The sequence below is a fragment of the Croceitalea sp. MTPC5 genome, from assembly GCF_036985505.1.
GTDB lineage: Bacteria > Bacteroidota > Bacteroidia > Flavobacteriales > Flavobacteriaceae > Croceitalea.
This window is the reverse complement of record NZ_BTGQ01000007.1, coordinates 1-17,058: the sequence shown is the minus strand read 5'-3', so window position 1 is coordinate 17,058 and position 17,058 is coordinate 1. Positions and strand designations below refer to the sequence as shown.

The following is a 17,058-nucleotide window of genomic DNA, read 5'->3' as shown; positions in this document are numbered from 1 at the left end:
TTTTTTGATAGTACGGTGCCTCCGAATCCTATCGGGTAGTTGATGGGTCAAAGTGTTGATGTATTGCTTGTACATGCTAGAAAATAACAAGACTTCATATTTGTTGATACACTTCTATTAATAATAGTTCCAGACACTCTTCTGATTAGTGAACATGCGGATCAATTTATCTATGTTACCCGCGCTAATGTTAACGAAATCAAGGCATTGGAATTCCCCATGAAATTACATAAAGAGGGTAAAATAAAAAGACTATCCTTCGTGGTAAATAACGTGAAGTTGAACAATTTTGGCTATAGAGGCAAGTATGATTACGGCTATGGTCAGGTAGTTAAAAAGTGGTGGGAATTTTAACACCACAACCCAAAATAACATTGCACAGGTTGGTTTTGTTTTCAATAGTCTTCAAATCTTGTAGTTGAATTCTTTGTTTTTTGAGCCTATATGGCCACTTTACCTAGGTCTTGGTATTTTATCGATAAAGAATTTGAATTGAACGAATAATAGGCTTCCGACCATTCTCTTGAACCCACATTGAAGTATTTTTGCGCGTACGTCCGCTCCATTTGGTGTACAAAAAATTGCTGAACTTATTTGTTACTATGAAAAAAAATTACCCCAATCGATTGCTGTCATGCGCGCTATTTTTGGTATTCATGATTTGTTCCAAAACAGTTGCCCAGAATTTTGCCCAAAGTGAGTTGAATTTTGATGGGCTTGGTGATGTCTCAAACGGAATTACTTCATTAATGTATGGTCCTGATGGCAGGTTATATGTAGCGGAGTACCCAGGTTTGATCAAGATTCTTACCATTCAACGAAATGGACCCACAGATTACGTCGTAACAAATTATGAAGAACTTGATGGTATCCAAACCATGGCAGACCATAATGATGATGGTACTTTCTTTTCTAGTATAGAAAGGGAAACCACTGGTATGACCGTAGTGGGTACACTTACAAACCCTGTTGTTTATGTAGCTTCCAGTGATTTTCGTATTGGTGCTGGCACCGGTGGGGGAAATGGTGATGTGAATTTGGATACGAATTCTGGGGTTATTACCCGCTTTACATGGAATGGCAGCTCATGGGATGTAGTGGACATAGTACGTGGACTTCCAAGGTCTGAGGAAAACCATGCTACCAATGGACTTGAATTTACTACTATAGGAGGTGATGATTATCTTATTGTCGCCCAAGGGGGGCATACCAATGCAGGAAGCCCTTCTACCAACTTTGTATTTACTTGTGAATATGCGCTCTCCAGTGCGGTTTTGGCCATTAACCTATCAGAAATTGAGGCCTTACCCATTCAAAATGATAATGGACGAAATTATATCTACGACCTACCTACATTGGATGACCCTACCAGACCTAATGTAAATGGTATAACGGATTCTGACTCCCCAGGCTATAACGGGGTGGATGTTAATGACCCATGGGGGGGGAACGATGGGTTGAACCAGGCCATAGTCGATCCAAACGGCCCAGTGCAAATACTATCACCTGGATATAGAAACGCATATGACCTCGTTTTGACCGAAAGCGGCGCACTATATGTAACGGATAATGGAGCTAATGGCGGATGGGGTGGTTTCCCTGAGAATGAAGGTAGCGGTTCTGCCACCAATAACTATTTACCCAGTGAACCAGGAAGTCAGTCACCGTCCAATGGTGAGCAAATTGACAATAAAGATCATTTGCAATTGATTACGACGGATATCCAAAACTATACGTTCAATTCTTATTATGGAGGGCATCCAAACCCAACTAGGGCAAACCCCACAGGTGCCGGTTTGTATACCGATAATGGAACTTCGCAGGTTTTCAGGACACTGATTTATGATCCTGACGGTTCGATACCTGGATCTACAATGGATCCAGCAATTGGCCTCCCTGCCAACTGGCCTCCTGTTCAGATGGCCAATCTGGTAGAGGGGGATTGGCGAGGACCAACAGTTGCAAATCCTGACGGTCCCGATGACGATCCAATTGCTATTTGGGGAACCAATACTAATGGTATTGATGAATATACGGCTTCCAACTTTGGCGGTGCCATGCAAGGTGATTTATTGGCAGGGCATAACGGCGGTAATATTAGAAGGGTTCAGTTAGAAAATGACGGTACTTTACAATCTTTAGACCAAACCTTTTTAAGTGGTATAAGTGGTGATGCCTTAGGCATAACCTGTAATGGTGATGATGAAGTCTTTGCTGGTACCATTTGGATTGGGACGCTGGGCGGAACAAGTTCCCAAAATCCTGGAGGGGGAACTATTTTGGTATATGAACCACAAGACTTTTTAGAATGTTTGGAACCAGGTGATGTAGGATATGACTCTTCTGCTGATGGTGATTCTGACGGATATCTTAATCAAGACGAGGAGGATAATGATACCGGAGTCTGTAATGGAGGTTCCCAACCCAGTGATTTTGATAAGGCGGCTGGCGGAATACCCTTAATCTCAGATTTAAACGACGACGACGATGACAATGATAATATACCTGATGCCAATGATCCGTTTCAACTAGGTAATCCGACAAATGGCGGTAGCGATGCCTTTACCTTACCGATTTTCAATGATTTATTTAATAACCAACAAGGTCTTGGGGGTATATTTGGTCTGGGTATGACCGGTCTTATGAACAATGGGGATACGGGTAGGAATTGGATGGATTGGTTGGATGTTCCAAATGTCGGTCCCTATCCGAACGATGTTCTTGGCGGAGCCCCAGGTATTATGACTTCATACATGACCGAAGGGACGGCACTTGGTATGGCCAATAGCCAAGAAAAAGGGTATCAATATGGTGTACAGGTAGATAATACAACGGGTAAATTTACCGTAATAGCAGGTATGAACGGTTTTACCGGACCATTGCGTTTATATGAAAACACAGATGGGGTTACCAATGGTGAGTTGGGCATTTTTATAGGCGACGGAACCCAAAGCAATTACATTAAGTTCGTGGTTACCACGGACGGTTTTACGGCCTTACAGGAAATTAATGATGTTCCGGGCACTCCTGTTCAAGCAAATATTCCGGTTGCCAATAGGCCAACAGCTACTATTCGCTTTTATTTTATAATAGACCCTATCACGGGTGTCGTTGAGTTGGAATATCAATTAGATACGAATTCACGGGTTCCCATGGGGTCTATGAATGCGACCGGAACCGTGTTACAGGCCATTCAGACCAGTAGTTTAGACTTGGCGGTCGGCTTTATTGGCACCTCTAATACACCAGGTAAAGAATTGGAGGGTTCATGGGATTTTTTAAATGTTTTAGGCGAAGTGCCCATAGTAGCACAAGAGATTCCTGATTTAGCCCGAATAGTCAATACGCAAAATGAGGATATTGACCTGAACAATTATTTTAATGACGACAATGGCGTTGAAAACTTGACCTACACGGTAGAAAGTAATACAAATACGGCCATTGGAGCGAATATTGCAAGTAATTTATTAACACTGACATATCCTTCTACCGTTGAATCAACAACGATTACAATAAGGGCCACTGACGGAGACGGACTTTTTGTCGAAGATACGTTTTCGGTCGATGTCACCGATGGCTTTTTGGTTTTATACCGGGTTAATTCTGGCGGGGGAGAGGTCGTTGCCATAGATGGGGATATTCCTTGGGAAGAAGACTCTACAGGCAATAATTCGCAATATCTTACATCGCCGGGTAATAACCTATCTTTTTCCGGGGATATTTCCAGTACGGATAGTTCTGTGGATGCTTCGACAACTCCATTTTTGATTTTTGAATCCGAGCGATTTGATAATGAACCGGGTGATCCCAATATTTCATATTCGTTTCCTGTTCCACAACCAGGTAATTATGAGATCCGCCTCTATATGGGTAACGGATTTTCGGGAACAGCCAATGCTGGTGACCGTATTTTCGATGTCAATATAGAGGGCTTAACCCTTCCCTTATTGAGCAATATTGATCTGTCGGGCACCTATGGAAATAATGTCGGTACCGTGATTTCGCATATTTTGAACGTCACTGATGGCTCATTGGACATTCAATTCTTACATGGTATTATCGAAAATCCGTTAGTGAATGGTATAGAAATTTTGGATGCTCCTGATACTGAAACGCCGTTATATGTATATCCCTTGGCCAATCAGATTAATAATGCAGGGGAACAATTGGATGGAAGCCTCGGTGTTCAGGTAGTAGGTGGTGACGGAAATCTACAGTTTTCGGCGGTTGGATTGCCTCTTGGGTTATTTATTGAGCCCACAAATGGTCAAATCGGGGGTACCATTGACGAATCCGCTTTTACGGATAGCCCCTACACCGTAAGCATCACCGTCGATGATAGTGATGGGCTGACGAGTGACCAAGTGACGACCACTTTCATATGGAATGTAGTAGAGCCTTTTGCCTACAGAATCAATGCAGGGGGTAGTGCTATTTTAACATCGGATGCAGGGCCCAATTGGGAGGATAATGCCCTGGAAGGTGCAGAATCAGGAAATAATTATTCAGTCAATACAGGATTGATAGAAGATTTTGGTGGAATAATTTTTGAAAACAGACATATTTCGATACCTGCTTATATCGATGCGGCCACATTCGATACTATTTTTGCGGAAGAACGTTATGATGAAGCCACGGATCCTGAAATGGAATATGTGGTTCCGTTGGAAAATGGCGACTATATGGTTCATCTCTATGTAGGGAATAGCTTTGACGGGGCCGATGAAATAGGAGATCGTGTTTTTGATATTTTGCTTGAAGGGGCCATCGTAGAAAATGATTTGGATATAATTGAACGATTTGGTCATCAAATAGGAGGTATGCTTTCGTACCCGGTATCCGTGGCTGATGGTGAGTTGAACATTTCTTTTGCCCACGAAATTGAAAATCCCTTGGTCAATGCAATTGAAATCTTCGTTGACGATCCATCAAATCCACTAGTTCTCGATAATATCGAAGATCAGACCAATGAAGTAAACAATGTATTGGACTTTACGGTATCTGCCATTGGTGGAAATGCAACTGATGAAATTACCTATTACATGACTGGTCAACCCGACGGCATCTCTATTGATGCGGTTACAGGTCAAATTTCCGGAACGATAGATATAACAGCGGCGACGGGTGGATCGAATAACGATGGGGTTCATTCAGTGGTGGTTACGGCATTTAAACCGATGTCAGCTCCGTCCACTAAATCATTCACTTGGACCATAACCTCAGAATTCTTGTGGACCGATAAAGACGAAAATGAGGATTACACTGCGAGGCATGAGAATTCTTTCGTACAAGCTGGGGATAAATTTTATTTGATGGGGGGGCGTGAGAATGCCCAGACCATTGATGTTTACGATTACACATCAAATTCTTGGATGTCATTGGTCGATTCGGCCCCCTTTGAGTTTAACCATTTTCAGGCAACGGAGTATCAAGGTCTGATATGGGTAATCGGAGCGTTGAAAACCAATAATTTTCCATCAGAGACCCCTGCGGAATTTATTTGGATGTTCGACCCTGCCAACCAAGAGTGGATTCAGGGACCGGCAATTCCAGTAAGTAGGCAAAGAGGCTCTGCCGGATTGGTAGTTTACAATGATAAATTCTACATAGTTGCAGGTAGTACTAATGGGCATGATGGTGGCTTTGTCAATTGGTTTGATGAGTATGACCCTGCAACGGGTATTTGGACCCCATTGGCCGATGCCCCAAATGCCAGAGATCATTTTGCAGCCGTGCTCATTGGTGACAAGCTGTATGCGGCAGGCGGTAGGCTATCAGGTGGTACTGGTGGTGTCTGGAAACCTACCATTGCCGAAGTAGATGTTTATGACTTTGGTACGGAAAGTTGGAGTACGCTACCCATTGATCAAAATATTCCTACACCTAGAGGTGGTGCAGCCGCTGTTAATTTTGATGATAAACTAGTGGTCATTGGTGGGGAAGTCCAAAATGAATTGGTGTACGGGGTCAATACGGATGATGCCCTTAAAATTACGGAACAATATAATCCGACGACCCAGTCTTGGGAGCGTTTGCCCGATATGAATTTTGAGCGTCATGGTACCCAGGCTATTGTCTCGGGGCCTGGGATTCATATTCTGGCAGGTGCAGACAATAGGGGTGGTGGTAACCAAAAAAACATGGAGTTTTTAGGCGATGATAATCCTTTTGGTACCCCGAGTGTAGCAAGTATTTTGGCTGTGCCAAATACGGTGGTTATTGATAATAATACGGCAGTAGATGTCGATATCAATGTTACTGATGGTAATACGGGTATTTTTATTAGGTCAATGGAATTGACAGGGGCCGATGCCGATGATTTTTCCATCGAATCTGGTGAGTTGACCAATAGCTTGCTAAATGCTGGCTCAATGCACACCCTTAATGTTTCCCTGACGGGCAATGAAGCGGACAAAACGGCTATTTTAACCATCAATTTCAACAACTCAAGCTCCGTTAGTATTGCACTCACCAATAATCCTAACGTAACATTTGGGGTTTCCAATCCTGGTGACCAATACAGTTATGAGGGAGATTCAGTATCTTTGCAGATTGAGGCTACCAGTGCTAATGTTACCTCTTACAGCGCTAGTGGTTTACCTCCCGATCTTTTAATTGATCCAAATACCGGTATCATATCTGGCGTGATTGATGATGGAATCATTGAAGGTGGTATGGATGAACCTTTTCAAGAAGAAAACGGTTTGGTCATCATAGAAGCGGAGTCAACGGATACAACGGGCTGGGATATTACAAATCTGAATGGTGAAACCGGTATTATCGCAAATACCAATAGCTTTGGAAATCAAAATGGTACCACCTTGTCTTATGATATCACAATAAGTACACCAGGAGTGTACCGGGTTAATTGGAGAAGTTTTTATAGCGGAACAAGTTCCACTGATGAAAATGATAACTGGCTTAAATTTCCTAATAATGACGACGTTTGGTTTTTCGGAATTGACGAAAGCCTTGGCAACCCAGGTAGCGAATTGGATATCATTAACTTACTACAGTCCAATAATACAACGGATTTAGTATTCCCCGGAGATAGTGGACGCGAGACTATTGGTTTGGAAACTGCTGAACTAGATGGGTCAAACACTCCTATAAATCAAGATTTAGGTACGGAACCCATCGGCAATAGTTCGAACGGTTTTTTTAAAATATATAGGAGTGGGGGAAACTCCCAAGTATATGATTGGCAGGCACGTACTAGTGATTTCGATCCACACTCCATATATGTATGGTTCGTGAATCCGGGAACGTATACAATGGAGATTTCAGAACGTTCTTTGGGCCACGCAATAGATCGCTTGGCGTTGTATAAAGTAGATACTTATGGGTTCAATTATAATACCGATAATCTCACGGATGCAGCCGAATCCCAGAGGAATGGGGATACTAATGGACCAGGTGCGGCGGAAAATAGCCCGTACAACGTATCTGTTATGGTTACGGATGATGGTGATCCGCCAAATGACGAGACCATTGATTTTGTATGGTATGTAGGCGAGCCAGGAGATCTAATAGCCGTACCTGAAGCCAATGTTATAAATGGTGTCGTTCCATTGACGGTAGATTTTACGGGAAGCAATTCTTTGGATGATGTCGGGGTCACAAGTTATCTATGGAATTTTAAAGACGGAACGACTTCTACCAATGCCGATCCAAGTCATACGTTCAATACAATCGGTACCTTCAGTGTCGATTTGACCGTAGGCGATATAGATGGCAACTCAGATACAAAGAGTATCACAATTACCGTAGAAGGGACGGGCATACCCCCAACTGCTGTGGCATCTGCCAATATTGTCGAGGGAACCGCCCCGCTTGAAGTTGTCTTTGATGGTAATGCTTCTACCGATGACATTATGATTATGGATTATACTTGGGATTTTATTGATGGAGGAACATCGACCGAAGTCAGCCCTACTTATATCTTTAGTGAACCTGGCATTTACGATGTGGTTCTTAGTGTTACTGATATCGAAGGGCTTGTAAGCACAGACGTGGTGACCATAACGGTGAATAGTTCCAATCTACCTCCAGTAGCTGTTGCCGAAGCGACACCAATCAGCGGTGATGCCCCCTTAGACGTGTCTTTTACGGGAAGTAACTCTACTGATGATGTTGGTTTTCTAGAGTATATGTGGAACTTTGGTGATGGAGGTACCTCAACCGAAGCGGATCTTACCTATACTTATATGGTACCAGGTACTTATGTAGCCACGCTCATGGTAACCGATGAAGAAGGACTTATAGATACAGATGAAGTGACTATAACGGTAAATCAGCCCAATCTACCCCCAATGGCCATTGCTGAAGCGACACCATTGAACGGTAACTCACCGCTTGAGGTTAACTTCACAGGAAGTAACTCGACGGATGATGTTGCCGTGGCATCTTACTTTTGGAATTTTGCTGATGGTGGTACCTCTACGGAAGAAAGTCCTATTTACATCTTCGATGCTCCAGGGGTTTATAGTGTTCAATTGATAGTTACCGATGGAGAAGGTTTGACTGATATGGATACCGTTACCATTACGGTGTCAGGTACCGGAAATCAACCTCCTACGGCCCTTGCGACTGCGAACCCAACCCAAGGTGAAGCCCCATTACCAGTGATTTTTGATGCTACTGGCTCAACAGATGATTCGGGTATTGTCAGCTATTTTTGGGATTTTCAGAACGGCATAACATCCGAAGAAATTAACCCAGTGTACACTTTTGAAATTCCGGGTGTTTATAATGTGTCCTTGACCGTAGTGGATGAAGAAGGGCTCATGGGTACCGATATCATTACGATTACAGTCGATGAACCACTGCCTAATGAAGCGCCTGTCGCAATTGCTGAGGCTACACCACTTAATGGGAATGCTCCATTAGAGGTTAGCTTTATGGGTAGCAACTCAACCGATGATTCTGCCGTAATATCCTATGCATGGGATTTTGGCGACGGCAGTGTCTCAAACGAAGCCGATCCTACTTATACGTTTGACACTGTAGGTACGTATAATGTAATATTGACGGTGGCGGATAATGAAGGATTGACGGATATGGCAACGGTAATCATTCAAGTTACTGAACCGGGGGGCAATCAAGCCCCAGTCGCTACGGCCGAGGCCACGCCGATTAATGGAGATGCTCCATTGGAAGTTAACTTCACAGGAAGTAACTCGACGGACGATGTGGGTATAATAAGCTATTTATGGGATTTCGGTGATGGTGGAACCAGCACGGAGGCTGATCCTACCCATATTTTCAATTCACCAGGAATGTATACTGTCGAACTTCTGGTTACTGATGGGGAAGGGCTTGTTGATTCTGATGAAGTTACTATTCAGGTTACGGAATCGAGTGGCAATCAAGCGCCTGTTGCCATGGTGGAAGCCACACCAATTAGTGGTAACGCACCATTAGAAGTCACTTTCACAGGTATTGGCTCAACTGATGATGTCGGTATTGTAAGTTATTCATGGGATTTTGGTGACGGTAATTTATCTACTGAGGCAAATCCAACCTATACTTTTGAAGTTTCGGGATCGTATCAAGTAACACTTACAGTTCAAGATGGACAGGGGTTGTCAGATTCTGCATCAATAACTATCGAAGTAATGGATAATACAACATTAGGGGTGGAAATGGCTGCTATTGTTGCACCCAATCCGGCATCAAATTTTGCGACCCTTCAAGTCGTGAACCTGCCAATCGGGAACATGGCTATCAGGATTAAACTGCACGACTCTACAGGAAGGCTTTTAGGCTCATTTGATCCGCTTGAAATTTTCGACGGTGAACAATATACTATTCCAATATCAAGCCTGAGGGATGGACTTTATTACATAACAATAGAAATGAACCAAGGCGATCCTATTGGCATTGAGCTTTTGGTAAAGAATTAAACCCAAAATATTTCTTATAATGGGAAAGGGAAAAATGTACATTTTTCCCTTTTTTTATACCTATTCTTACTTAAGATTTATTAATAGAACTGTTCAATGGTTCTATTGATGATTATATCAAGTCTTTTTGCCGTCTTTTTTGTGACAGTTGCCTCTTTAAGAAAATTAAGCTGTTGTATATTATGTACATCGCTTCCCACAAAATCAATGAGATCGTTTTCCATGAGCTTGATTGCTTTTAATTTTACGTCCTTTCCATAATAATTGGCCAATGACAAAAGGTTGACCTGAAATAAGACACCTTTTTTTTTATAACTTAAAAATCGGCTTGAATTACTCTTCAAAAATATATAGCGTTCAGGGTGTGCCAATATAGGAAAGAGTCCTTTGGAAATAATTTTATCCAACGCTATTTTAAAATTTATTGGGGGCTGTAAAAAAGACATTTCGATTAACAGATGATACATTTTCAGGGGCATAACCTCATCTTTATGTAATAATTGTTCGAAATTATCATCAATCATATGCTCTGCCGCTGGATAAATAGATACACCACCTATGTCTTTTTTTTCAAGTGCTTTTTCCAAGATTTCGAAAGAGCTCTGTATAGTGCCAGGGGTATTAGGGTAGTAATTATGCATAATGTGAGGTGTACATAAAAAATTTGTGACACCAAACTCACCAAACCCTTTTATAAGTTCCAATGAATCATTAGGGGTCTTGGCACCATCATCGATTCCCGGCAATATATGATTGTGTATATCAACAAGTCCGGCTAGGACATCAACAAGGTACCCCTTATTTGAAAAAAAGCTTAACATAAAAAAATTTGGGATAAAAATAAGGTTTGAAAAAAGATTTTCAACAGAGGACTAAAAAAACCTCTTCACAATCTGATGTAAAAATAGATTTTTACGATTTAATGATTTGTAACAAGGTATCTAAATCATTGGCCATAAGAATTGTTGGGCAACATGACATTCACCGATTTTAATGGCTATTTGTCTAATAGATTTATCCTATGTTTCCCAATCTTGTAAGGGATTTTATCTTCGTAACTCCCCCAAAGAACCTAAACAAAGTATTGATATGAAAAAAAATTACTTCCGGGGGATTTTAGTTTTTCAGGCACTGATTCTTTTATTTTCTTCAAAGGTATTTTCTCAAAGTTTCACACAGACCCAGCTTGATTTTAACGGTTTAGGGGATGTTTCCAATGGAGTGACCTCTTTGATGTTTGGTCCGGATGGAAGGCTTTATGTCGCTGAATACCCTGGTTTGATCAAGATTTTGACGGTTACACGCAACAGTGCGACGGACTATGAGGTAACTGCTATCGAGGTACTGGACGGTATTCAGTCGATTGCCAACCACAACGATGACGGTACTTCCTTTGCGGGCGTGGAGCGCGAGACTACGGGGCTTACGGTAGCGGGTACTTCAGAACAACCCATTATCTACGTAAACTCTAGTGACTTTAGAATCGGTGGCGGATTCAATGGTGGAAACGGGGATGTGGATTTAGACACCAACTCTGGGGTGATTACACGATTAACTTGGAATGGTAGTGGTTGGGATACCGTTGATATTGTTAGGGGGCTTCCACGTTCTGAGGAAAATCATGCTAACAACGGATTGGAATTTACAACCATAAACGGCCGGGAATATCTCATTGTCGCACAGGGAGGTAATGCAAACGCCGGAGCACCCTCGGTAAATTTCGCTTTTTTAACGGAGTATGCCCTATCTGCTGCAGTACTTTCAATAGATTTGACAGCATTGGAAGAAATGCCGATATTAAATGACAATGGTAGAGCTTATATTTACGACCTACCCACGTTGGACGACCCAACAAGACCCAACATAGATATTTTGGGCAATCCTGCATCTGAAGACCCACAAGATGCGAACTATTCCCCTATTGATATAAATGACCCCTGGGGAGGCAACGATGGATTAAATCAAGCAAAGCTAGTCATCGGGGGGCCTGTACAGATTTTTTCACCGGGGTATCGCAACGCCTATGATTTAGTAGTAACCCAAAGTGGGGCGGTCTACGTTACCGACAATGGTGCCAATGGAGGTTGGGGCGGTTTTCCCACCAACGAAGGGGGCGGCAATGCCACAAATTTTTATGACCCCTCAGAACCTGGTAGCTCATCAGCTTCAGGTAGTGAACAGATAAATAATGAAGACCATCTGGAACTGATTACCACTGATATCCAAAACTATCTGTTTGGAAGTTTTTATGCGGGCCACCCTAATCCAATACGTGCCAATCCCTCTGGAGCAGGTCTTTTTACCGCACCAGACCAGTTTGGTACGGCCAATGCCGTATTCCGTACAGAGTTGTACGACCCAGATGGCAGTACTCTTGGGTCGACAACGGACCCAAACATAGGTCTCCCCGCAGATTGGCCTCCGGTACCATTAGCCCTTGCGAACACGGTTGAGGGCGACTGGCGAGGTCCAAGACTTTCCAATCCAGACGGTCCGACGGATAAACCTGTGGTAATTTGGGGTACCAATACGAATGGGATAGATGAATACACAGCCTCTAATTTTAACGGTGCCATGCAGGGAGACTTGATTGCAGGGGTGAATAATGGCCTTCTACGGCGGGTACAGTTAGATGAGAACGGTCTGTCAGCAGAATTTACACCAAATTTTGCTTCAGGTCTAGGGGGTAATGCCCTTGGGGTAAGTTGCAATAGCGATACGGATATTTTTCCAGGCACTATATGGGTTGGTATGCTTGGGGGGTCCATCAGCGTTTTAGAACCCCAAGACTTTGTGGAATGTTTGGTCCAAGGTGATGTTAATTATGATCCACAAGCTGACAATGATAATGATGGCTACACAAATCAAGATGAGTTGGATAATGGTACGGATATATGTAACGGGGGCGCACGACCCAACGACTTTGATTTTTCTGTAGGCGGGCAATTGGTTTCAGATTTTAACGATCCTGACGACGATGCAGATGGTATCCCTGATGCAGAAGACCCTTTTCAGTTGGGCGACCCAACTACAAGTGGTAGTGATGCCTTCACTCTTCCCGTTTTCAATAGCCTTTTCTCCGATACCCATTTAGGCGGATTTTTAGGCTTAGGAATGACGGGGCTTATGAATAATGGTGCATCTGGAGCCAATTGGTTGGATTATCTTGACCGGCGTGATGATACGAATGACCCTAATCCCAATGATATTTTGGGTGGAGCTATCGGAGCGATGACCATGCAAATGACTTCAGGTACGGCCTTAGGATTGGCAAACACCCAAGAAAAAGGGTTTCAATACGGCATCCAAGTCGATAGTAGTACAGGAATATTTACGGTATCAGGTTCCATTGGGAATTTTAATCAACCGCTTCAATTGTATGGCAATTCCATGGCACCAAATGGGGAATTGGGATTGTTCATCGGGGACGGTACGCAGCGCAATTACATCAAGTTCGTACTGACACCAAGTGGCATCTTTGCGCAACAAGAGATAGGTGATATACCTAGGGCACCGATTAGCCTTGCAATGGATGCAGGAGAACGTCCCACGGGTAATGTCGTGTTCTTTTTTGTGGTGAATCCTCAAACTGGCCAGATCATCTTGGAGTATAACCTGGATGGCAACGGCCGCCAAACATTGGGTACGATTATGGCAGAAGGTGCAATCCTTACCGCCTTACAAAACACCACATTGGATTTAGCCGTGGGACTCATAGGGACTTCAAACGCTCCTGGGGTGGAAGTAGAAGGTACCTGGGATTTTTTGAATGTGAATTTAGAAGATACCGGTGAAACGGATAACGCCAATTTGGCGTGGGTTGACAAAGATGACCAAGAAAACTATTCGGCACGACATGAAAACGGATTTGTACAGGCAGGAAACCGATTTTACCTCATAGGAGGAAGGGAAAGTGCCAATGTTGATGTATATGACTACACCACAAACTCATGGAGTACCTTGCCAGAATCCGCACCAGTTTTGTTGAACCACTTTCAATGTGTGGAGTACAACGGTTTGATTTGGATATTGGCTTCCTTGACAGGGGATAATTTTCCAAATGATATCGCTACGGAACATATCTGGATTTTTGACCCAGCCAATGAAGAATGGATCCAAGGCCCGGAAATCCCAGAAAATAGACGTAGAGGGGCAGCAGGTGTGGTGGTTTATGACGGTAGATTCTATATTGTAGGAGGGAACACAAATGGTCATAATGGAGGGTATGTGCCGTGGTTTGATGAATATGATCCCCAAACAGGAACATGGACCCCTTTAGAGGATGCTCCTATTGCAAGGGATCATTTTCAGGCAATTGTTATGGATGACAATCTATATGTCATGGGGGGGCGTCAATCTGGAGGCACTCAAATATTTGCCCCGGCAATCGCCCAGGTTGATGTGTATAATTTTACCACGCAGACATGGTCTACCTTAGATGCTGCCCAAAATATGCCAACCCCAAGAATTGGAGCGATGTTGGCTATGTTCAATAATCGCATTATTGCTGTAGGTGGCTCGGTTAGAGATCAAATTGTTGACGGGGAATTTATAGAAGATGCGGTTACTACTATATCTGAAGAGTTTGATCCTGTATCTGAAACATGGCGTCGATTACAAGATACGAATTTCGGTAGAAGGGCTTCCCAAGCCATTGTCTCTGGCGATGGGGTTTTTATCACTGCCGGTTCGGATTTGGCTCCCGCAGGAGGATTTCAACATAACTTGGAGTGTTTAGGTGGGGCAAATCCTGTAGGGGACCCTTTGGTTCCAAGTGTTGTTCAAAGCCCGAGTACTTTGAATTTTAATGCAACAGGTTCACAGGAGGCCATAAACATACAAGTTGCTGATGGAAACACTGGGGTTATCATAAATTCAGTTCAGGTTTTGGGTACGGGTTCGGAGAACTTTAGTTTCCCGAATGGAAATTTAGTCAATCAACTTTTACTTCCTGGATCAACCCATGAATTAGCGGTTTCATACAACGGTCTTCCAAGCAGCCCGATCACGTTGCAGATTCAATACAACAATTCCGGTTTCTTGAATATTGACCTTACTATTGACGGAGTATCATCCCCTCCTTCTAGAGAGCCTTTATTGAGGATCAATGCTGGTGGCCCTCAAGTAACACTAAATGGAATAGTATTTTCTGCAGACTCCAACTTTACAGGGGGTAATGGGTTTGCCAATACCAACGCAAGTGTCTCACCACTTTATCAAACGGAACGAAGTTCCAATCCCCCGGAGGAGTTTTCCTATGATTTTGTAGTGCCCAATGGAGAGTATGAGGTGGTACTCCATTTTGCCGAAATCTATTTTGGTGCTAATGGAGGTGGTTCCGGCGGTGTGGGAAGCAGAATCTTTGATGTTACAGCTGAAGGATCTCTCATTTTGGATGATTACGATATTTTTGCAGAGGTAGGCGCAGAGAGCCAAGTGACTAGAAGTTTTTTGGTCTCGATCACAGATGGGGAGCTGAATCTGTATTTTGATGCCTTGGGCCCAGATGGTGTAGACCAACCCAAGCTATCCGCTTTGGAATTATACACCAGTTCGCCTTCTGATTTTCCCATCATCACCGCAAGTCCAATAGCCAATCAATTCAACGAGATGGGTGGTATCGTCTCGGGGCTTACAGCGATGGCCTCTGGTGGAGATCCATCAGCAAATTTTATTTTTAGTATTGCTGGTCAACCTGAGGGAATTGGAATTGATTCAGTCACGGGAGAAATATCTGGTATCATTGATTCAGGAGCCTCCGTTGGGGGAACTAATGGAGATGGAATATACAACGTCACCGTAACGGTTGCAAAAGCAGGGTCTTTACCGGATGAGGTTTCTTTTACATGGACGATAATGGGGGGGTCTCTCTGTTTGCTGAATAATGCGGCAGATGCGAATTTCAGTCGCTTTCAAGCCAGAAGTGAGATTCTTGATGATAAGATTTATGTTATGGGAGGATGGTCAGCAGGCATTAACGCCAATGACCATCTTGAAATCTATGATATTTCTAATGATACATGGACAGTTGGAGCCGATTTACCGGAACCACTAACCCATATGGGTAGTGTTGTTGCCGAAAATCAGATATGGTTGATTGGCGGTATCGTGGGAAACCTTTCCTCAAATACCGTTATATCAGAGAGGGTGCATATCTATGATATTGCTACCGATACCTGGAGTCTAGGGCCGGACCTACCTATGGCCGTAGCCTCTGGGGAGGCAACACTTAATGGGAACATCATTCATTTCTTTGGAGGTTTAGAGGATGATGTCGAAACTGTTATAGGAAATCATTTTACATTGGACGTCACAAACCTTGGGGCAGGTTGGGCTACGGCGGCTCCTATGTTGGTGCCAAGAAACCATCATAGCGCTGAGACCGTGAATGGTATTGTATATGCTATAGGAGGACAGATTGGACATTTAAACCCTAGGGAACCGGTTACCACGGTGGAAGCCTATGATAGTGCCACGGATACATGGACCCCTGTCGCTGATCTTCCCGCGGTGCGTTCCCATTTTGAACCAGGCACTACAGTATTCGATGGGCGGATAATCATTGTAGGTGGGCAAGAAGAAAATGGTGTTTTCAGTGACGATGTAACCCAATATGACCCTTCGACAAATCAATGGTCAAACATCTGTACCCTCCATAACCCTAGACAGTCCGCCGTAGCACAAGCTTTTGGGAATAGACTTTTTATTTCGGGCGGTGGGATCAATGGTACTTCAGATTTGGTACCCACTACCCAATGGTTACAACTTAATAGTGATGCCCCACAATTTCCGCCGGTTGAGGTTGATCCTATTGTAAATCAGTTCAACTTTGAGGAAGATACTGTGGGTAGTTTTGGGGTTGCCGCCACCGGTGGCAATCCCGCAGTTAACTTTAACTATGCAATAGAAGGTCAACCTAGCGGAATAAGTATAGAGCCTACAAATGGACTAATATTCGGTACTATTGACATTGGAGCCTCTTCTGGTGGTATAAACGGAAATGGTGTATACACGGTTGTGGTTACAGTTTCTAAACCAGGGTCTTTACCCCTAATCACGAATTTCACTTGGACCGTAGAATCTGACCAAAGCGATACCGATGTGGTATGGTGGGAGGATTTCGGGGACTTGGCCGATGGTACGACGGTGGACG

At 43.4% G+C, this 17,058-nt stretch carries 3 protein-coding genes; 2 read left to right on the top strand and 1 reads right to left on the bottom strand.

What is annotated here, in order from left to right:
* Window positions 1-602 precede the first annotated feature (602 nt).
* Window positions 603-9,905: a PKD domain-containing protein gene (locus AACM45_RS18315; RefSeq protein ID WP_339144458.1), complete on the top strand. Its 9,303-nt coding sequence runs from the start codon at window positions 603-605 to the stop codon at window positions 9,903-9,905.
* Between the two features lie 80 nt (window positions 9,906-9,985).
* On the opposite strand, the gene AACM45_RS18310 is transcribed toward AACM45_RS18315, so the two are convergent.
* Window positions 9,986-10,726, bottom strand: coding sequence for a tyrosine-protein phosphatase (locus tag AACM45_RS18310; RefSeq protein ID WP_339144457.1), 741 nt, complete (start codon window positions 10,724-10,726; stop codon window positions 9,986-9,988).
* Window positions 10,727-10,994: 268 nt separating this feature from the next.
* On the opposite strand from AACM45_RS18310, the gene AACM45_RS18305 reads away from it, so the two are divergent.
* Window positions 10,995-17,058, top strand: a 6,064-nt coding sequence (locus tag AACM45_RS18305) for a Kelch repeat-containing protein (protein ID WP_339144455.1), incomplete at its 3' end; no start/stop codon positions are given.